General features: G+C 59.9%; 20 protein-coding genes. 11 read left to right on the top strand and 9 right to left on the bottom strand.

The window, feature by feature from the left end; genetic code table 11:
- The first annotated feature begins 4 nt into the window (after nt 1–4).
- Complete coding sequence (locus ACOYO3_RS01385; protein WP_002518167.1) at nt 5–991, top strand: ribonucleotide-diphosphate reductase subunit beta; 987 nt, start codon at nt 5–7, stop codon at nt 989–991.
- A gap of 187 nt (nt 992–1178) precedes the next feature.
- Here ACOYO3_RS01385 and ACOYO3_RS01380 read toward each other — a convergent pair whose 3' ends face one another.
- A complete protein-coding gene (locus ACOYO3_RS01380; RefSeq protein WP_002518199.1) occupies nt 1179–1451 on the bottom strand; it encodes a hypothetical protein in 273 nt (90 codons plus the stop codon).
- Between ACOYO3_RS01380 and ACOYO3_RS01375 the strand changes: the two genes are divergently transcribed.
- The 4 genes from ACOYO3_RS01375 (at nt 1389) to ACOYO3_RS01360 (ending at nt 3628) form a co-directional block, all read left to right on the top strand.
- On the top strand, nt 1389–1601 hold the full coding sequence (locus tag ACOYO3_RS01375; RefSeq protein WP_002522231.1) for a hypothetical protein: 213 nt from the start codon (nt 1389–1391) through the stop codon (nt 1599–1601). The two genes, ACOYO3_RS01380 and ACOYO3_RS01375, sit on opposite strands and share 63 nt — an antisense overlap.
- Nucleotides 1516–1710, top strand: coding sequence for a hypothetical protein (locus ACOYO3_RS01370; RefSeq protein ID WP_002518203.1), 195 nt, complete (start codon nt 1516–1518; stop codon nt 1708–1710). The genes ACOYO3_RS01375 and ACOYO3_RS01370 overlap by 86 nt, the downstream gene beginning before the upstream one ends.
- 50 nt (nt 1711–1760) lie before the next feature.
- Complete coding sequence (ppgK, locus tag ACOYO3_RS01365) at nt 1761–2843, top strand: polyphosphate--glucose phosphotransferase (protein ID WP_002516244.1); 1083 nt, start codon at nt 1761–1763, stop codon at nt 2841–2843.
- A gap of 173 nt (nt 2844–3016) precedes the next feature.
- Nucleotides 3017–3628 (top strand): membrane protein, encoded by a 612-nt coding sequence (locus ACOYO3_RS01360; protein ID WP_002516377.1) that lies wholly within the window; start codon nt 3017–3019, stop codon nt 3626–3628.
- A gap of 50 nt (nt 3629–3678) precedes the next feature.
- On the opposite strand, the gene ykgO is transcribed toward ACOYO3_RS01360, so the two are convergent.
- Nucleotides 3679–3801, bottom strand: coding sequence for a type B 50S ribosomal protein L36 (ykgO, locus tag ACOYO3_RS01355; RefSeq protein WP_002516195.1), 123 nt, complete (start codon nt 3799–3801; stop codon nt 3679–3681).
- 227 nt (nt 3802–4028) lie between these two features.
- Entirely contained in the window at nt 4029–4142 is a 114-nt protein-coding gene (locus ACOYO3_RS01350) for a hypothetical protein (protein ID WP_002516207.1), read from the bottom strand.
- Nucleotides 4143–4257: 115 nt separating this feature from the next.
- Between ACOYO3_RS01350 and ACOYO3_RS01345 the strand changes: the two genes are divergently transcribed.
- A complete protein-coding gene (locus tag ACOYO3_RS01345) occupies nt 4258–4491 on the top strand; it encodes a hypothetical protein (protein WP_002519520.1) in 234 nt (77 codons plus the stop codon).
- Between the two features lie 323 nt (nt 4492–4814).
- The gene (locus tag ACOYO3_RS01340; protein ID WP_002529717.1) at nt 4815–6131 is read left to right on the top strand and encodes a hypothetical protein; all 1317 of its coding nucleotides are present in this window, start codon (nt 4815–4817) and stop codon (nt 6129–6131) included.
- Between the two features lie 243 nt (nt 6132–6374).
- On the opposite strand, the gene argS is transcribed toward ACOYO3_RS01340, so the two are convergent.
- Nucleotides 6375–8123 carry an arginine--tRNA ligase gene (gene argS, locus ACOYO3_RS01335; RefSeq protein WP_002524464.1) on the bottom strand — a complete coding sequence of 583 codons (1749 nt, stop codon included), beginning with the start codon at nt 8121–8123 and terminating at the stop codon, nt 6375–6377.
- 56 nt (nt 8124–8179) lie between these two features.
- Here argS and ACOYO3_RS01330 point away from each other — a divergent pair, with 56 nt between their 5' ends.
- Complete coding sequence (locus tag ACOYO3_RS01330; RefSeq protein WP_002516180.1) at nt 8180–9001, top strand: aldo/keto reductase; 822 nt, start codon at nt 8180–8182, stop codon at nt 8999–9001.
- Nucleotides 9002–9067: 66 nt separating this feature from the next.
- On the opposite strand, the gene ACOYO3_RS01325 is transcribed toward ACOYO3_RS01330, so the two are convergent.
- Together ACOYO3_RS01325 and pgi are read right to left on the bottom strand one after the other, a co-directional pair.
- Nucleotides 9068–9694, bottom strand: coding sequence for a SanA/YdcF family protein (locus ACOYO3_RS01325; RefSeq protein ID WP_002516318.1), 627 nt, complete (start codon nt 9692–9694; stop codon nt 9068–9070).
- A gap of 543 nt (nt 9695–10237) precedes the next feature.
- Nucleotides 10238–11920 (bottom strand): glucose-6-phosphate isomerase, encoded by a 1683-nt coding sequence (gene pgi / locus ACOYO3_RS01320; RefSeq protein WP_002524466.1) that lies wholly within the window; start codon nt 11918–11920, stop codon nt 10238–10240.
- Between the two features lie 247 nt (nt 11921–12167).
- On the opposite strand from pgi, the gene ACOYO3_RS01315 reads away from it, so the two are divergent.
- Nucleotides 12168–13085, top strand: a complete 918-nt coding sequence (locus ACOYO3_RS01315; protein ID WP_002524467.1) for a membrane protein — start codon at nt 12168–12170, stop codon at nt 13083–13085.
- A 41-nt stretch (nt 13086–13126) separates the two neighbouring features.
- On the opposite strand, the gene ACOYO3_RS01310 is transcribed toward ACOYO3_RS01315, so the two are convergent.
- Nucleotides 13127–13792 carry a bifunctional 4-hydroxy-2-oxoglutarate aldolase/2-dehydro-3-deoxy-phosphogluconate aldolase gene (locus ACOYO3_RS01310; protein ID WP_002516229.1) on the bottom strand — a complete coding sequence of 222 codons (666 nt, stop codon included), beginning with the start codon at nt 13790–13792 and terminating at the stop codon, nt 13127–13129.
- Between the two features lie 168 nt (nt 13793–13960).
- Here ACOYO3_RS01310 and ACOYO3_RS01305 point away from each other — a divergent pair, with 168 nt between their 5' ends.
- Entirely contained in the window at nt 13961–14491 is a 531-nt protein-coding gene (locus tag ACOYO3_RS01305) for a Dps family protein (protein ID WP_002516345.1), read from the top strand.
- 155 nt (nt 14492–14646) lie between these two features.
- Nucleotides 14647–17238 (top strand): DEAD/DEAH box helicase, encoded by a 2592-nt coding sequence (locus ACOYO3_RS01300; RefSeq protein ID WP_002518228.1) that lies wholly within the window; start codon nt 14647–14649, stop codon nt 17236–17238.
- 14 nt (nt 17239–17252) lie between these two features.
- On the opposite strand, the gene nrdG is transcribed toward ACOYO3_RS01300, so the two are convergent.
- Both nrdG and ACOYO3_RS01290 read right to left on the bottom strand, forming a co-directional pair.
- Complete coding sequence (nrdG, locus tag ACOYO3_RS01295; protein ID WP_002516264.1) at nt 17253–17768, bottom strand: anaerobic ribonucleoside-triphosphate reductase activating protein; 516 nt, start codon at nt 17766–17768, stop codon at nt 17253–17255.
- The gene (locus ACOYO3_RS01290) at nt 17765–20107 is read right to left on the bottom strand and encodes an anaerobic ribonucleoside triphosphate reductase (RefSeq protein WP_002525481.1); all 2343 of its coding nucleotides are present in this window, start codon (nt 20105–20107) and stop codon (nt 17765–17767) included. Before ACOYO3_RS01290 ends, nrdG begins: the two co-directional genes overlap by 4 nt.
- Between the last annotated feature and the right edge of the window lie 39 nt (nt 20108–20146).

Here is a 20146-nt window from a genome sequence, read left to right as displayed (position 1 = left end):
ACCGATGATCCTTGGTTCTGGAATCCAAGAGGGGCTGCTACTCAAGCCCGTCACCTACTCCTGGGCGTACGACCTCTACAACCAGGCTGTGGCAAACACGTGGTTTCCCAACGAGATTCAGCTCGATGAGGACCTTGCCGACTTTGCCCGGATGACCCCAGACGAGCACCATGCCTTGACCCACCTCATGAGCTACTTCAACCCCAATGAGCTGCTCGTCAACAAAGCGCTGGCTTTTGGGGTCTACCCCTATGTCAACGCTGCCGAGTGCCACCTATACCTGGCCAAGCAGATGTGGGAGGAGGCCAACCACTGTATGGCCTTCGAGTATGTCCTCGAAACCTTCCCGATTGACCGCGACGAGGCCTACCGATCCCACATCCACGTCCCCTCAATGGCTCGCAAGGAAGCTTTCGAGGTGGCGTTCATCAAGCGGATGACCGAGCAGACTCTTGATATCACCACCGTCGAGGGTACGCAGGACTTCGTGCGCAACCTGATTGCCTACAACATTATCCTCGAGGGGATTTGGTTCTACTCCGGCTTTATGGTCGCATTGTCGTTCCGTCAGCGGAACCTCCTTCGCAACTTCGGTTCCCTCATCGACTGGGTGGTCCGTGACGAATCCTTACATCTGAAATTCGGGATGAACCTCATTCTGACGGTGCTGGAGGAAAACCCCGAAATCGCCACCGACGAGTTCGCGGCCGAGATCCACGATATGATCGTTCAGGGAGTCGAGATGGAGGAGCAGTATAACCGTGACATGCTCCCGCGAGGGATCCTCGGAATGAACGCTGATTACGTTAATGACTATGTCAAATACCTGGCAGATCGTCGTCTCGAAGAACTCGGATTCGAGCCAGAATACCGCGTAGCTAACCCTGCCAAGTGGATGGCCACGGCCAATGACACCTTGCAGGTTGTGAACTTCTTCGAGGCCACCAATACCTCTTATGAGGTCAATGCCCACGCCACCGGCAGTCGGTGACGCGCGCCGCGACGAGTCGAACATTCGCTGCGGCGCGCGGTGAGCGTGCATGAAGTCGCCACAGCATGCACGCTGACGTGTCGGCCCCAAGTATGGTCTTGGGGCCGACATCGTCCCTTGTTAGAGCCCACTAACGTGGACGAACTTTTAGCCCACCGGAGGCGTAATGGCATCCGGTCTCCAAAAACTACGTGACCGTCAAAAGGCTCATGGTCTGTCTGACCTGGAGCGCCCTCACGGTCGTCCTCGCCGTCGTGCTGGGAGTTTTCGTCACTTGATGGGCGGGGGTCGTCGCCATCACAGCCACCGGCGCCTCCATTGACGGGCTGCCATCCGAGGAGGCTCGTGCGTTACGCGACCGCATGACGGAACTGGCCGAAGGCAAGGACGCGGCGCTGTGATCGAACAGAGGGCCAGCGAAGCGCGGGGCGGCGAAGAGGTTGTTGAGCAACGTCCCCACTGGGCGACTCCACTCGTGCGAGGCTGGATGATTATTGCAGCCGCTGCTGTGGCAGCCGCTTGGGATGTCACGTATCAAGATGACGGTACTTGGCGGAATCAAGTTGTCCGAAGTCGAACAATCAACGGTACTGTTGCCGATCGGCGATGATGAGCAGGTACGCGCCGCCCTTGACACCCTGTGGCCTAGGTTCCGACTAGACGCAGTGCCCCTCCATGGGATTCCGAAACGAGCGCGGTGGTTCCGGTGGTTTGATTAGAGAATCGTCGGCTGGGGGTTCAACGAGGAGGTCGTCGTGACGCGCAGGGGTTGTTTACCTGGACCGTCAGCGTCGTTCCTCATGCTCGGTCGCAGTCGGTAAGACTGTCCCAGGGGCCGATACAACGCAAACTCGGCTTGGCTGATATCGACGTGCATACCTCGTCTGGCCCAGTGACGGTTTCCTGTCCCCACCTCGACGCCATGGACGCCCAGGTCTTCGCCGTCGGTCAGATGGATCCGCCCGTGCCGCCCGTGGCCGGGAACTGTCACCCGAGTCTCCCCCGCACCAACCATCTACCGTTACGCTTGTCCACCATGAACAAGGTGCTGGGAATTGACGTTGGTGGTTCCGGGATCAAGGGAGCCCCGGTTGACCTCGAGGTCGGAGACTTTGCCGAACCGAGGCTTCGCATTCCCACCCCGGAGAAGTCGTCCCCCGAGAACATCGTTACCGTGCTGCGTGAGATCGTCGACAATTTCGCCCCCACCATCGGTGACGGGCCGGTTGGCATCTCTTTCCCCGCCCCGGCACGCCACGGCGTCATTCCCTTCATCGCTAACCTCGATCAGGGTTGGGCCGGCCTGCACGCCGAGAAATATATTAGTGACGCTCTCGGCCGCCCAGTGACCGTTCTTAACGACGCCGACGCCGCAGGTGTGGGCGAGGTCCACTACGGCGCTGCGAGGGGAGTACCTGGCGTTGTCGTTCTCACCACTCTGGGCACCGGCATCGGCTCTGCCGTCATCAATAACGGCATCCTGCTGCCGAACACCGAGCTTGGGCACCTCGAGATTGATGGTCACGACGCCGAGAAGCGCGCTGCCTCCTCGGTTAAGGATCGCAAGCACATGTCTTACAAGGACTGGGCAACCAAGCGTCTGCAGCGTTACTACGAGGTCGTCGAGATGCTCTTTTCCCCCGATCTCTTTGTCGTCGGTGGCGGTATCTCTAAGGACCATAAGAAGTTCTTCAAGTACCTCAAGCTCGAGACGCCGATGGTGCCCGCCCAGTTGTTGAATCGAGCTGGCATCATCGGTGCGGCCTGGCAGGCCCAGTGGCGTCTAGAGCATCCTGACGCCACCGAGGAAGAGGTCGTCAAAGCTGCCAAGAAGGCGAAGGACGCTGACTGAGGCCACGTGAGAACTAGGGATCGTTCGTCGGAGTAGAGGGGCGAATATCTGCGGGGTCCTGGTCAGTCACGCACTCAACCCCACGTATCACTCGGTTTTCGTGCCGCGGAACGATGCGCGACGACCTTCCGCCACGGCATGGTGGATGCCATGACCACGGATGAAAGGAACTCATGACCAAGCAAGAATTCATCCTTACCTTCATTTCGGTTGCGATCTTCTTAGTTCTTCTTGTTCCTACGCTTATCTACAAGATTCGCAGGGAGCGGAAACTCCCCACCGGCGAGCCGGTACCCGTGACTCAGGGGCAACGTTTCATGGCCTTGCTGGGTGATGCCATGTGGGTAGGCCTGCTTACGCTGGCAGGATGGGGCTTGTTTAGCGGCGCCACACTCGGGTATGAGTTCAACCACGTCGACCAAAAATCAGCCATCGAGCAGGCCATTCACCCCGCAGGCAGCGCACTCCTGCTAGGAATTAACGTCGGCTACGTACTGATATCGCTCGTGGGACGCCTTGGCGTCTCCCCTGGAACGAACTCCCGACAGCTTGCCTGGGTAGATTCGACCGGTCGCCCGGCAGGGCGCGGTCACACTTTCGTTATCGGTCTGGCTTTCATCTTGTCCATTCTCGGCAAGACGTCGGTCGGAGTCTTTGCGTCGATCGGTGGCACCATCCTCTTCATCGAGGCAGTCTCCGTACTCACGACTAAACGCGGCATTATCGGCAAACTCATGCATGTGAATCTCGTCGATGCCAGATGCATCACGCCGCAACCATGCTGACTTACGCATCGCCCGCCCAAAGAGGACGGGCGATCGTCACCTTCACCTGTTCAGCCCTGACGGGTCTTCAGCCGCGGGTTCTTCTTATTGATGACGTAGACGCGACCATGACGGCGCACCACCTGGGAGCCGGGCTGGTTCTTCAGAGATCGTAGCGAGTTCCTGACCTTCATAACCTTCTACGTCCTTGACGATACCATCTTATTGGTACTCGTTCTCACTATCAAACCAGCTCCATATCCTGAGACTCAGCCCAGTACATCCAGCGGTAGAGACCCGCCCTGTCAGCCATCGACTGCAAAGCCAACGCCGATTCTCGGCCGTCATCTGTTGATCATATCGCAGCAAGGATCCCCACCCCATCCAGTCAAAATTCTGGTTGCTTACCTCTCAAGATCCCTCAGGTTAGCGACGCAACGAAGACGACCTTGATGATGTGCATACGATTCTCGGCGTGCTCGCGCATCGTCAAAGCATCAGCGCACACCCAAGTCGGATGAAACTCGTCAGTCAAACCATTAAAACCGGAACATCGGCATACTCAGCCAGTCCCTCCACTACCGACCGATGACCCCCGGATACTCATATATATGACCCATCATCCGACCCGCATCTTTTACAGACTCCTTATGCCCCATATCGGATCCACTCGTCACATGCTCACCCTATCCGTAAGCCGCCACCTCGAGAGCACACCGAGTACGCGCCGACGCCTTCTTAAAAATCAGGGCATATTCTTCCTCGCAAGCATAGGATGCTCAGTTCCGCAGCACTTAGCATCCTTAAGCTGCGCAGCCAAACCGGCGATGGATTCAATTTCCTCAGCACCACAAGCATGTCAACGACAACGATCTTCACAGTAAAATCCGTGACATGATATTCCTTCTTCGACGTGTCCATCTCTATCCGACTAACACATATTAGCTGTTCTATTTACGAGGCCTATCAATAATCCATTGAATCACGAGCAATCGGGCACGTCATACAATGATTTCCATCAATCATGATGGCATGTAAAACCATCAAAGCCCAGCGAATTAACTACGCTTGCGGCGATAATTCTCTACACGGCATGAGCTGAGGACGTACCCCCCTTGCCAACGTCACCTCACGGTCGTACCGTGGTGATTAGCAGCTAGCCGAGGCGCTAGCCGCCATATAAGATTCCCAAATAAGAGGAGAAGCAATGCGTCGGTCAAGAATTGCTGTCGCTGCTGCGACGGCTACTGCGCTGGTCGGATCAATCGCAGCAATCACCCCCTCCCCCCAGGCAGAAGCTAGCTCCAATAGGCCACGCTCGGTAGCTCAAGCCGCTATCGCCACGGATGGAAAGGGGATAATCAACAAGGACTGCCGTGATGCAGTCATCAACGATGCAAAGCTGCGTGCCGCGATTGCCGGTGCGTTGGTTAAGGCTGGATTTAGTTCCGCCGACGCGGTGGCTCTAGCGCCGCGTATTGCCAGAGAAATGGCAAAAGAGGGCGTCCTCCTCATCAACCACCACAAGCTAAAGGCTCTCATCGGAGCCCAGGTGGGTCTGCTCACTGATGCGAAGATCCAGCGTGCTGCCGCTGCAGTGGACCTCGGCATCAAAGCCACTCTAGCTGCGACAATCATTCCCAACGCGCTGCATTCAGCGGCATTCAAGGATGCGGTGGTCGCAAATCTTGTCGCCGCCGGCGTTGACAAGAAGTTGGCAAAGGCTACGGCTGTCGCCATTGCCGCAACTGCGCTCAATCCCGCTCTCGGGCCGATCGCAAAGACTGAGGCCATTAAGGCTGAGATCGGTGCCCAGGCAGCTCTCCTAGTGAGCAGGGGTGTGCACCTCAAGAAGGCGGCCATCGAGCATATCATCGGTCGGAGTTTCGACGCTGCCGTTGCCACGGCAATCGTCAGTTCTCCCATCCTAAATGCGCGTATCGTCACCCACTTGGTTAGGGCTGGGATAGACAAGTCCCTTGCAGTCCAGATCGCACCTCGCATTATCGATCGGCTGGCCAAGGAGCCGCTTCTTGCGCTCAACACCGCCAAGCTCATGAAGAACATCACTCGACAGATTGTTGACGTTATCACCGCCGACAAAGCTATCAAGACTGCTGAGCAGCTCGAGAAAGAACTGCCGGCTCTGGACGACCTTGTGAAGAAGGCTTGCTCCTGCCCGAAGCCGACTCCTACTCCCACTCCAACACCAACCCCTACTCCCACTCCAACACCAACACCAACCCCTACTCCCACTCCAACACCAACCCCTACTCCCACTCCAACACCAAAACCAACCCCTACTCCAACACCAAAACCAACCCCAACTCCCACTCCAACACCAACCCCAACACCGAAACCAAAGCCAACCCCGGCTCCGGCTCCGACTAGTGGGGCGACCTCTGATGAATCGACCAGCCGCTCGGGAGGCCATTCGCAGGGTGGCTCCGGGACTCATTACATCCATCACGGTGTTGCCCCTGTGCTGACCCACTCAAGTGATCTTCCGTCAACGGGATTCTGATCACCATCGGCGATAACCCCTTGGGGTGGTTTATCAGCCAATCACAATGGCCATGGCTCACAGTTCTTGTGGGCCATGGCCATTGTTTTTCAGCCACGAAATCGGCAACCAGGATCTGTAACAAGTAATCCCACCCACCACCTCTGGGTTTTCACCACACCGTGTACGGCACCGATATGGTCAAGATATCGTCGATCCCGGGGGGCAGCTCGGGTAGATCATTCCCGTTCTGGACTCGACGGGTCACATCCGATCTGGGGCATCAATACCCAGCAGGTCAAGGCCTCGGCCAAGCACCCGACGAGTAGCCGCGCACAAGGCCAGACGCGATCCGCGAACCTCGCCGGTACTACGCAACACCGGGCACTGCTCATAAAACACCGAGTAAGCGCCAGCCAATTCGTAGAGGTAAGTGCACAGCTTGTGCGGAGTTAGGTCGGTAGCAACAACCTCGACGATCTCTCCGAACCTCGACAACAACAGGGCCAACTGTTGCTCGGCTGGCTCGTCGAGGACGCTGATGCGACCCCAATCCATCGCATCCAGGTCGGCCTCGGGATCGACGTTCGGGTTGGCCTCAGCGGCCGCTTTGCGCAAGATCTGTGAGACGCGGGCGTGAGCGTACTGCAGATACGGGCCAGTGTCACCGGTGGTCTGCACCATCCGCTCAGCGTCAAAAACATAGTCCTTCTGCAAGCCGTTGGACAGGTCGGCGTATTTAATGGCAGCCAAGGCGATATTCGGAGCCGCGTGCGTCTCGGCCTCGTCGAGCAGATCCGACAACGACACTGTGCCACCCTCACGAGTCTTGAAAGGACGGCCATCAGGGCCAAGCACCATGCCGTAGCCGACGTGCTCGGCCTCGACGTCGTCAGGCAGGAACCCGGCCATTCGGGCCACCTGGAAAAGCACTTCAAAGTGATGGCTCTGGCGCACGTCGGTGACGTAAATAATGCGGTCGGCCTTGAGTTTGCCCACGCGACGACGAATCGCAGCGAGATCGGTGGCGTCATATCCGAAGCCACCGTCCCTCTTACGCACGATCATTGGGGCATCCTGCCCCTCGACGAAAACGCACAGTGCGCCGTTGTCCTCGACGGCCAGGCCGTCAGCCACGAGCTCGTCCACAACCCGCGGCAGGTCGTCGTTGTAGCTGGACTCGCCGGCCACGTCCTCGTCCGTCAGCAGCACCGACAGACGGGCGTAGGTGGCGTTGAACCCCTCCAGGGAGATGTCAATGAGAGTACGCCAGATCCGCAGAGTCTCGGCGTCCCCACCCTGCAGTTTGACAACGCGACGGCGCGCACGGTCAGCAAACTGCGGGTCAGCATCGAAAGTCTTCTTGGAATCCTGGTAGAGCTGCTCGACACCGGACAGGTCGAAATCTTCGACGTCCATCCGTTTCTCGACGATGTACTCAATGAGCATGCCGAACTGGGTGCCCCAGTCACCGATGTGATTCTGTGGGATAACGGTGTGCCCTTGAGCGCTCAGGACACGGTTGAAGCAGTCGCCGATGATGGTGGAACGTAGGTGACCGACGTGCATCTGCTTGGCGACATTGGGGGCCGAATAGTCGATGACAACTCGCTCGGGTTTCTCAGCCTGGGCGATCCCGGCGTTGGGATCGGTGACGAGATCAGAGGCCACCCGAGCCAGAACGTCGGTACGCAGGCGCAGATTGATGAATCCGGGACCGGCGATCTCGGGGGTTTCGCACAGATCCTCGATATCTAGCTTGGCAACAATATCGGCGGCCACGTCGCGAGGTGGACGTTTCTCCTCCTTGGCCAGGCGCAGGGCGACGTTGGATTGGAAATGTCCGAACTGTGGCTTAGTGGCCGGGCGCAACTGCGGGTCAACTCCGATGGCGGACTCGATGCGGGCAGCAAGCTGAGAGGGAAGAGACGACATGGCGGCATTATCCCACGAGAGGGCCAGCTCGTCACAGTCGGAGGCGCCACAGGCCCCGTAGTGACGTTTTTGGAACAAACACCGCTGCAAAGACGTTTGCCTTAACGATAACGATGTTTCGACAGGGAGGATCTATGAGCGTTCCAACTATCACTCTCAACGACGGAGTTCCCATCCCCCAGCTCGGCTTCGGCACTTGGAAAGTTCCTGCCAACGAGGCCGAGAAGGCCGTCAGCGCCGCCCTGGAGGCAGGTTTCCGCCATATCGACACCGCAGCCATCTACGGCAACGAGGAGGGTGTGGGCCGTGCACTCGCCGACTCCGGTCTGGATCGCAAGGACCTTTTCGTCACCACCAAGCTGTGGAATGACTCCCATCATGCCGACGATGCTCGCAAGGCCATCGAGACCAGTCTGGCCAAGCTGGGCCTCGACCACGTCGACCTCTACCTCATCCATTGGCCAGCCCCGGTCAAGTACGGCGACGCCTACATCGAGGCGTGGAACGCCCTGCAGGACTTCAAGTCAGAGGGCCTGACGCGCTCCATCGGTGTGTCGAATTTCAAGACCGAGCATCTGGACGCCATCGAGGGGGCCGCTCCGAGCGTCGACCAAATCGAGATGCATCCCTCGTTCAACCAGGCGACCTTCCGAGCAGAGCTGGCTGAGCGCGGCATTAACCCGGAGGCCTGGAGCCCGCTGGGCCAGTCGAAGGATCTCGACAATCCCGTCCTCACCGATATTTCCAAGGCGACTGGAAAGACGCCCGCCCAGGTCGTCATTCGCTGGCACCTGCAGATCGGCAACATTGTTTTCCCGAAATCGGTCACCCCGTCGCGCATCGTCGAGAACTTCGATGTGTTCGATTTCGAGCTGTCTGACGAGCAGATCGCCGCAATTGATGGCCTGGATCACGGCAACAGGCTCGGTGGTGACCCTTCTACCGCCGACTTCTGATTCTGCGACAGTGACCGGTCATAGCTTGGCCCCGGCAACGCGGTTGTCGGGGCCAATCGTCTGTCCTTACGAGTTGAGCGCCTTGTGGACGCCATTGTCAGTCTGTCCCAAAGTCGGTTCTCGTCGACTGACGACATCCCAGATCATTTTAAGCCGAGACCCGAATTCGCGACCCCAGCCATACCACCACACGTTGTCGCGAGGCTGGGTGCGATCGGGGACCCCGACAGCGTCAAGCCCGGTCATCCGGCACGTCGCGACGGTACGAATCTCGTGGTAGTCCTGCGTCACCATGATGGCCCGGTCGACCCCGAAGATCCGTCGAGCCCGAACACAGGTGTCGTAGGTGTCGAGACCAGCGACGTCCTCGACGATCCTGGCCGCCGGAACTCCCTTGCTGACGAGGTACGTCTTCATCACCTTGGGCTCGTTGTAGTGAGTCTCTCGGTGGTCCCCCGACACCAAGATGACCTTGGCCTTGCCGCTGCGGTAGAGATCCGCGGCAACGTCGAGGCGTCCTCGCAGATAGGCCGACGGGGTACCCGAGGGCAGGACTTGGGCACCGAGGACAATGGCGACGTCGCGCGGTTCAGTGTCAGCGACGTCGTGAACCTTGCCATATGACAGTGCCCCAGCCAGCGCCCAAGGCCCCAACAGTGCAACAAAGGCAGCAATGCATGTCGACACGACCACAGTGCGAATTGGGTGTCGGCGGCACGAACTCACACTCCCACTGTATAACCCGTGTTTCGGCATCCAGCGACTGCAATGGCATGTGGTAGCACAAAGAGGTCACCACGGCACCACGCCGCCTATCCAAAACTTTGTCGCTATCCCTACCGCTTATCGCCTTTGCAGAGATTAACCACTAGGAGACCAATAATGACCACAAGAATAACGACCGCGACGATCAGGATCGAGATAATCCAAGACTCACTCGACATCAATAATACATCCACGCGCTAGACCTTCCCTTCAGCTAGCAACCCAGCAGTAATTTTCATAAACTATGACAACCCAGCTTGCCCTAGTCTGTAAGCTAGGCTGTTGCGTTAAAGTCCTTTACAGAGAGATCCAGAAACCTTGATCCAGAAAACACACCAGCATAACTAGTAATTGTGCCACCAAACCTCACATGAGAAGGAGATAGCCTTTGATAGTGAGCACCAGAAATACTTCCTCCCCGAAATTGAAGGTATGGACGGTATCCCTGCCGCCAAACACCACCCGCAGTGATCACCGACGGTGCTCGCGGTACCACGTCACTAGCGAGGCCGTCGACGGATCCTGAGCCTTCAGGGCGTCATCGTCACCGGACACAGCCGGGGCGATCTGCAGCGCAAGCTTTTTACCTAATTCGACACCCCACTGGTCAAAAGAGTCGATACCCCAGACGGCACCCTGCACAAAAGTGATGTGCTCGTAAAGGGCAATGAGCTCACCAAGCACCTTCGGGGATAGTTCGGGAGCCATGATTGACGTCGTCGGACGGTCTCCGGCAAAAACCCGAGCGGGAACAATGGCCTCATCAGTGCCCTCGGCACGCACCTCGTCGGCGGTCTTACCGAACGCCAACGCGGCGGTCTGGGCGAAGAAGTTGCTGAGGAACAGCTCGTGGACGTCGGTACCGCCATCCTTGGTCGGATGGGCTGGATTAGCCACCGCGATGAAATCGGCCGGAATGACGCGAGTGCCTTGGTGGATGAGCTGATAGAAGGCGTGCTGACCGTTGGTGCCTGGCTCACCCCAGAAAATCTCGCCGGTGTCGGTGGTCACTGCTGAACCATCCCAGCGCACCGACTTGCCATTCGACTCCATAGTCAGCTGCTGCAAATAAGCCGGGAAACGGTGCAAATACTGTGAATATGGAAGCACCGCATGGGAATGAGCATCCCAGAAATTGGTGTACCAGACGTTGAGTAGACCCATGAACAACGGCACATTGCGCTCCGGCTCGGCAGTGGCGAAGTGCTCGTCGACGGCGTGAAATCCGGCCAGGAAGTCCTCGAAACTCTTCGGCCCGATCGCGACGGCAAGCGACGTACCGACGGCGGAATCCACCGAGTATCGGCCACCCACCCAGCTCCAGAACCCAAAGGCGTTCACTGGGTCGATGCCGAACTCCTCGACCTTGTCCAAGGCCGTCGAGACGGCGACAAAGTGCTTAGCGACGGCGTCACGTCGAGCCTGCTCGGTGTCGGCAATCGCACCGGCAGCGACCAAGCCGTCAAGCAGCCACGCACGCACGCACCGGGCATTGGTCAGCGTCTCCAAAGTGGTGAAGGTCTTAGAGGCAATGATGACCAGGGTCGTCTCAGGGTCAAGATCGGCGGTCTTGACAGCGACATCGGTCGGGTCAATGTTGGAGATGAAGCGGCACTCCAGACCGTCCTTGACGTAGGGCTTGAGGGCCTCATAGGCCATCACGGGGCCAAGATCGGAGCCGCCAATGCCCACGTTGATGACAGTGCGAATCGGCTTGCCGGTGACTCCCTTCCACTCACCCGAACGCACCTTATCCGCAAAGGCGTAAATCTTGTCGAGCACCTCGTGAACATCGGCAACGGGATCCTGACCGTCAACATGCAGCTCGTCAGTGCGGGGACGACGCAGCGCGGTATGGAGGACGGCGCGGTCCTCGGTGACGTTGATGTGCTCACCGGCATACATCGCGTCACGACGCTCGGTGACGCGCATCTGCGCAGCCAGTTCGAGGAGAGCGTCACGAATCTCGTCGGTAAGGAGGTTCTTCGATAAATCGACGTGCAAATCCGCGACGTCAAAGGTGTAGCGCTCAGCGCGGTGAGGGTCGGCGTCGAACAAACGGCGCAGTTTATGTGGCCCGTCAGCGAAGCGGGACTTTAGGCCGGAGAGTGTGCCCCATGCGGGGGTGGAGGTAGCGTCGATGGGAGTCTGCATAACCCTAAGCCTAGGAGATGGGGCAGTGCTCGTGCGTCACACCATCACGTCGCTTCGCCTATCATATTCGCGATCGACTAAAGGAGGACGCGTGAGCGCGAAGTATCGTCGGGCTCTGGCCCTGACGTCGGTTCTCGTCATCTCGACGTCAATCCTGACCCCGCCGGTATGTCCTACCCCCACGCCTTGGTCGGTTTCGGCTGCCCATGCTGCGCCTCCGGGAGCCACGCCTCCTGGCAACCTGACGATGAACGCGTCCCTCGACCGGTCGGGCACCGTGCAGGTCAAAGGGGCATTACGAACCCACACCAAGCAACCGGTTTCAGGGGCCCTCATCAACCTGGCAGTAGATGGAAAGCCCCTTGCCGTCGGCGTGACACACGACAACGGATCGTGGTCTGGCACCTTCCGGTTGCCTCCCACTATGCAAGCTGGCACCCACGAGTTGTCCGCCACCTTCGACGGCACCGAAGGGGTCGGGGCAGCCTCAGCAAGCGGCACTTTCTCAATCGCTGCCCAACCCACTGTCCTCACCGCAGCCGTGAAACCGACAACCGCCGCCCCGGGAGCATTACTCAATGTCAACGGGACAGTGACCCTTCCCACTCACCGTCGGGTCACCGACAGCCACGTAGCGATTCTGCTCGGTACTGACGGCCAGGCGGCATTAACGGCCCCCACCGACTCCCAGGGCAATTATCAAGCCGCGTTCCAGGTGCCGCTGGATGCCCCAAACGGCCCACTCACGGTCACGGTCAAATTGGTCGATTCCCGGTATGGAGTTTCGCAACAGGCGGTAACGGTGCAGGTGAAGTCAGCCAGCCCGACTCCTACTCCAACACTCACCCCCTCCCCTACGCCAACCAGCGTGACGCCCACCCCGTCGTCACCCAGCACCCCGGTCGCCACTCATGACAGTGAGGAATCCCCGGACGGCCGGATCCCTAAGACGTCGACTAGCCCTATTCCAACAGCGCGACGTAGCGTCGTGGACGCCTTCGGTGGGCGCAAACCGATTCTCATCCTCGCGGGAGTCATCGGGGTTCTGCTGCTCGGTGTCCTCCTCGGCTCCTTGACCCGCCGCCGCGGCGACAACGTCCATTCCAGCGACGAGGGGGATGGCAACTCCCTCTTCGACGAGTGGGATGGCCCTGACTCGCACTAAAGGCGTCACCCATTGACGCGTCACCCACTGACCACGTGCGATCAGGCGTCCGCGTCTGCAACAACCTGCAAGACCGAACGGCAGCGCTCACGCAGGGCCGAGACGATACCGTCCTCACAAGCATCCCCGACGAGGACGTCGTCAAGACAGACCGCAAGGGCACCTGCGGCTAGCCAGCGTCGCAGCGCATAGGAGCCAACGCCACCGCGCGGAATGAGGGCAGCCCCGGGAGCCATTCGGGTGAGGATATCGCCGTAGCTAGCCGAGCCCATGTCAGCCGGGGCAACTTGGACGGCGTCAGCACCAGCGCCCCAGGCAGCCCGTACCTCGTTAGGGGTCAGAGCGTCGGGGGCGGCGGGGATACCAGCCTGACGCAGAGCATCAAGAACCTCACGGTTTGCGGCCACCGGGAGGGCAAAAGAGACCTTATCGTCAACAAGCCCCTGAACGTCCTCGACAGTCATCACGCCATGGACACCAACGACGGCGCGGCGACGGTAAATCCTCAGCACAGCGCGACGACGCTCAGCATCAGCGACCGGGAGGGCAAAAACGCGCACCTTCTCCTGAATCATCGCTTCAACAGGAGCCATAAGGTCAGCTGCGGGAACGTCAGGAAGTACCGCGATGATCTTTCCCGCCACCACTTCGTCGGGAAAAGTCAGTCGATCATCAGTGCGGCCCAAATCGTCAACCTCTGCGCTCATAAGTCACATCATGCCCTATGAGGGGCATCTAGCCGACACAAAGAGCGACCAGCACTCGGCCGCCCACATTTTTCGTGTCTGGGATGGAATAACACACGTTCGGCCCGTGTTGCCCTATATGTACGCCGGTGGTCGGCTCTTGGCCACCCCGAACGAAGGAGATGTTGCATGGCTAACACCGTAAATGTTCCGAATCCTGCTGGACAGACGACTACTAAGCTCGAAAACGCTGAATCCGGTTTCAAGGCCTCCGAAACCCTTGCCGCGAACCTTCAAAAGGTTCTCGTTGACTTCATCGCCTTGGAGTTGGTCGGCAAACATGCCCACTGGAATATCGTCGGCCCCAACTTCCGTGACCTCCACCTCAACCTCGACGAGGTCGTCGAAATTGCCCGTGAGGGCGCTGACGAGATCGCTGAGCGTATGCGTGCCCTTCACGCCTCCCCAGACGGTCGTCCCGCAGTCGTAGCTGCGAGCACCACCCTGCCGGAATCCCCTCAGGGCGAGGTGCTGACCCACGACGCCATCAAGGTCGTCACCGCTTCAATCGAGTCCGTGACCGGCACTATGCGTGAGGTCCACGATCAGGTTGACGAAGAGGACCCCACCTCCGCTGACATCCTGCACGGCCTCATCCAGCAGCTTGAACAGCAGGCATGGTTCATCAGCGCTGAAACTCGCACTCCAACTGCTCACTGATTCACCAGTTCAGACGCAACCCATCGTTCACCATGCTGTGGGTCCCGAGATTATCTCGGGATCCACAGTGCGTATTCACCGACCGCCACACTCGTCGGAGGCCGCCACTACATTGGGCACAGCCCTTTCTGAATCGTCCGCCCCAAGGAGACACCGTGCGACTGGCCGAAGCCCTTGACGACATGGTTGACGGTCGTGCCCCCGTCACTACCGACCGCGGGGAACGTCAACCGGGCTGGGACTCTCCCGGTGCCCGCCCCCTCGACGCCGACATGGCGCTAGACCACATCGAGCGCGCCGTCGCCGCCGACGGCATCTCGATGTACGAGCACCAAGAAGAGGCAATACTGGAAATCCTGGCGGGGAATCACGTCATTGTCACTACCCCGACCGGATCCGGGAAATCCCTCATCGCTACCGCCGCCCACTTCGCGTGCGTCGCAGCCGGCGGGCGCTCCTACTACACCGCCCCCATCAAGGCTCTCGTCAGCGAGAAATTCTTCAGCCTGTGCGAGATCTTCGGAGCCGCCAACGTCGGCATGGTCACCGGGGATGCCTCGGTCAACGCAGACGCCCCCATCATCTGCTGCACCGCCGAGATCCTCGCTAACATCGCTCTGCGCGAGGGCCATCACGCCAGCATCGACCAGGTCGTCATGGATGAGTTCCACTTCGTCGGCGACCCCGACCGCGGCTGGGCCTGGCAAGTGCCACTGTCCGAGCTTCCCCAGGCCCAACAGATCATCATGAGCGCCACTCTCGGTGACGTCTCCGACCTCTCCGTCGGCCTGACGACCGCCACCGGGCGCCCCACCAGCGTCATCACCGGGGTCGTCCGCCCCGTCCCGCTGGAGTACTCGTGGTCTATGAAACCCGACCACGAAGCCATCGAGGAACTCGTGGCCGATCAGAAAGCCCCGGTTTACATCGTCCACCCCTCCCAGAAACAGGCCGTAGAACGTGCCCAATCCATGACGTCAATGAAGTTGGTGAGCACCGAAGAGCGACACGCCATCGCCGCTGAGATCGCCGGTTTCCGCTTCGCGAAGGGGTTCGGATCGACGGTGCGCAAGTTCATCACCGCCGGGATCGGCATCCACCATGCCGGAATGCTGCCGAAATACCGCCGCCTCATCGAAACTCTCGCCCAGCAGGGCAAACTCAAGGTCATCTGCGGCACCGACACCCTCGGCGTCGGGATCAACGTGCCAATTCGAACCGTCATGTTCACATCCCTGACGAAATTTGACGGCCGACGCACCCGCGTCCTCAAGTCCCGCGAGTTTCACCAGATCGCCGGGAGAGCTGGACGTGCCGGATTCGACACCGTCGGCTACGTCGTCGCGCAGGCACCCGAGCACGTCATCGCCAACCACAAAGCCCTTGCCAAGGCCGGTGACGACCCCAAGAAACGTCGCAAAGTGCAGCGTCACAAGCCACCGGAAGGATTCGTCAACTACTCCGAGGAAACCTTCACTAAGCTCATCGAATCCACCCCGGAGACCCTCCATGCTCGCATGAGAATCACCGAGGCGATGCTGCTCAACCTGTTGCAGCGTGACGAGGACACCGCCCGGGCCGTCCAGCACCTTGTCGAGGCCGCCACCCCGGCCGTCGCTGAACGACGTCGTCTCTACCGCCGAGCAGTCCAGATTGGGCTGTCTTTGTTGCGCTCCGAGGTTGTCCATCGCCTCGAGGTACCCACACCTGGGGGCCGCCGATTTGCCATGAACGAGGCGCTGCAGGACGACTTTGCTCTCAACCAACCACTTTCGGCCTTCGCCAGCGAGGCCGTTGCGACCCTCGACCCGGATTCCCCCAGCCACGCCCTTGACGTCGTCAGTGTTATCGAGGCCACCCTCGATAATCCGATGACCGTCCTCATCGCCCAACAGCACGCCGCCCGCGGTGAGGCCATCGCGCACATGAAAGAGGACGGCTACGACTACGAGGACCGGATGGCCGCCGTCGAGGAGATCGAGTGGCCCCGCCCCCTTGAAGACACTCTGAACGCCCTGTTCGATATTTTCGCCCCGAGCCACCCGTGGGTCCCCGCCGACGCCCTGCAACCCAAGTCGGTGGTACGCGACATGTACGAACGCGCCATGACCTTTGGCGAGTTCTGTGCCCACTACAAGGTGCAACGCAGTGAGGGGCTCGTGCTGCGCTATCTCACCGACGCCTACCGGGCGCTGCGCCAGACAGTGCCCGAGTCCGAGCGCACCGACGAACTGAGTGACGTCATTTCGTGGCTCGGCGAGGTTGTCCGCTCCACCGATTCCTCCCTCATCGACGAATGGGAGGACCTCACCCATCCCCTCGACGAGGAACCCGAGGAGGTCCGCCCGGCGCGGACGTTCACGTCCAACCAACGAGCCTTCACCGTCATGGTGCGCAATGCGATGTTCCGCAAGGTGATCCTGGCTGCCGACGACGACTTCGAAGCTTTGGGAGCCCTCGAACCCGAACGGTCGGCCATGACGACCACCGCTTGGGAGGACACTCTGGGCACCTACTGGGACGAGCACGACGAGATCAACGATGGGCCTGACGCCCGCGCTCCCGGTCTGTTCATGATCGAAAACGAATCGAGACGACGCGACAGCCGGATATGGCTAGTTCGTCAGATCATCGACGACCCAGCCGGTAACCACGACTGGTCAATCACCGCGACCGTTGACCTTGACGAGTGCGACGAGGCCGACGACCTAGTGCTGCGTACCAGAGCGTTCGCCCGGCTGGACTGACGTTCGTCACCACGTCACCGTAGGTTCCCCGCCCGGTCCGCCCATTCCACTGCCCGTCCACCTCGCAAGGTGGCAGGCATGTCGATCACTCGCTGATTACTGCTCCCCCGCCACGGCAGGGTGAGGGTGCGGTGGACCAGCTGGAAGGGACCGTCAACCAAGACGTCAATCTGGCCCAGCATGTCGGCCAATTCAGCATCACGACGTGCCTGTCTCATCAACGCCTCGACGGTGTACCCGGACCATGACCACACGTCCCACCCCATCTCATGAGCGGCGCGGGCCAACCTTGCACATGCACGAGGTTGACGGCTCGCCTCTCCCCCCGACAAGGTCAGCCCACTGGCCAACACCGACGAGTTCATAGCGGCGATGACCTCCTCAACGTCGACCTCCTGACCACCGCAGGGATCCCACGTCGCCGGGTTATGGCACCCAGGACACTGCAGCGGACACCCTTGGGTAAAGACCGTGAAACGGATGCCGGGGCCGTCAACGATCGACTCCGGCTCGATCCCAGCGATCCTCACCCGTGCTTAACGCGGTCTCTGACTTCGGCGCGCTTGGCGTCGTTGAAACGATCCAACGTGCCCACCAGATATCCAGTGATGCGACGGATCCGGTCGAAGGGGCCCGATCCTTCAGCCCGACCGCATCCGGGACACTCGTCGTCGATAATTCCGGTGTAGCCGCACTGTGGATCCCGGTCGACGGGATGGTTGATAGAGCCGTATCCGATGCCACTGGCTGCCATGTGTCGCACGATCGCCACGAAGGCGTCGACATTGCGGGCTGGATCCCCCGACAGCTCCACGTAGGAAATATGGCCACCATTGGTGAAGGCGTGGTAGGGAGCCTCGATGGCGATCTTGTCTGCGGCACCGATATGGCACCAGACCGGCACGTGGAAGCTGTTCGTGTAGTACTCGCGGTCGGTCACTCCCGGGATCGACCCGTAGCGCTGCCGATCCATTCGGACGAACCGCCCCGACAGTCCCTCAGCCGGGGTGGCCAGGGCCGAGAAGTTCAGGCCGGTGCGCTCGGCAGCCTCGTCCATACGTTCCCGCAGGTGACCAACGATCCGCAGGCCTAGCTGTTGCGCTTCTTCCGACTCACCGTGGTGGACTCCGATCAACGCCGTAAGCGTCTCGGCAAGCCCGATGAACCCCACCGAGAGAGTCCCGTGTTTCAGCACCTCGGCGACGGAGTCATCGGCACGCAGCTCCTCAGAGTCGATCCATACCCCTTGGCCCATGAGGAAGGGAAAATTGCGCACCAGCTTGTGAGATTGGATCTTGAGACGGTCGAGGAGCTGGTCAATGACCAGATCAATCATCCGGTCGTACGAAGCGAAGAAGGCATCGACGTCGTGATGGGCTTCGATGGCCAATCTGGGCAGGTTGATCGACGTGAACGATAGGTTTCCACGTCCCCAGGTCTGGGCCCGGGACGGGTCATGCACGTTCGACATCACCCGAGTGCGGCAACCCATGTACGCGATTTCCGTCTCGGGGTGGCCAGGCCGGTAGAACTCGGCGTTGAAGGGGGCATCCTGGAAGGAGAAGTTCGGGAACAGCCGCTTGGCGCTCACCCGGCACGCCAGCCGGAACAGGTCGTAGTTAGGATCGCCCGGGTTGAGGTTGACCCCTTTCTGTACCCGGAAGATCTGGATCGGGAAGATCGCGGTCTCCCCGCCACCCAGCCCCGCCTCGGTGGCCTCCAACAGACAGCGCATTGCCATCCGCGCCTCCGGGCGTGTGTCGGTACCGTAGTTGATCGACGAGAATGGCGTCTGCGCTCCGGCCCGCGAGTTCATGGTGTTGAGGTTAGCGATGAGGGCCTCCATCGCCTGGTAGGTCTGGCGTCGGGTCTCTTCGAGGGCCTGACGACGAATCCGCTCGGCAAGGCGATCAGTGTCGCGGGCGAGCCCAGCAAACAGCCGCCCGACCTGCTCGCGCTCGGCAGCAAGACCAGTCTCGTCAGGTTCCAACGTCCATTCCGAGGCTGCTTCCCGCACCTCGTCGACCTTGTCCTCGTCGCCCCCAAGAACCTCGAAGATTCGTGCCAGACCGGTCTGGGCGGCGCGCTTAAAGGTCTTGGCGACGCCCGGTGCCATGTCACGATCAAAATTTGGCACGGCCTGACCACCGTGCTGGTCATTCTGGTTGGACTGGATGGCAATGCAAGCCAGGGCTGCGTATGACCCGATGGACTGCGGGGCACGCAGCACGCCGTGGCCGGTGGAGAACCCGTGCTCGAACAAGTCGGTGAGGTTAATCTGGCAGCAGGTAGTTGTCAGAGTAAGAAAATCGAGGTCGTGGATATGGATGTCACCGTCACGGTGGGCGGCGGCGTGGGCAGGGTCGAGTACCTCCAGCAAGTTGAACTGTTTGGCTGACTCGGTGCCATAGCGCAGCATCGACCCCATAGCGGAGTTGCCGTCAACGTTGGCGTTCTCCCGCTTGGCATCAGCCTCCTCTGCGGACGCGAAAGTGATCTCGCGCAGGGTGCGCATCAATGCTGACTGCTGGTCACGGGCGACGGTGCGGCGCTGTCGGTACAGGATGTATGCCTTGGCGACGTCGTCATGCCCCTGGTCCATGAGCGTCTTCTCGACGAGATCCTGGATGGTCTCAACGTCCGGGGTCTCCTCGCCCATCTCGCTCAGCCGAGACATGACCTCCAAGGCAACCTCAGATGCATGCAACTCGGAGGTACCCATCCCGCATGCCACGAAAGCCTTACGGACAGCCTCGACGATCTTCGTCGAGTCGAAGCGGATCACCCTGCCGTCACGTTTGCGAATGGACGTCGGTACTGCGCGTTGCTGACTAATGGTCTGGTCGTCTGGTTGAACGATCGTCGACATGCTCACTCCTCGAAGCAGCGCACAGGTGGAGCATGGATA

It is taken from the genome of Cutibacterium sp. KBN10P07758 (assembly GCF_050286205.1).
GTDB lineage: Bacteria > Actinomycetota > Actinomycetes > Propionibacteriales > Propionibacteriaceae > Cutibacterium > Cutibacterium acnes.
This window is presented reverse-complemented; position numbering and strand designations above follow the sequence as displayed.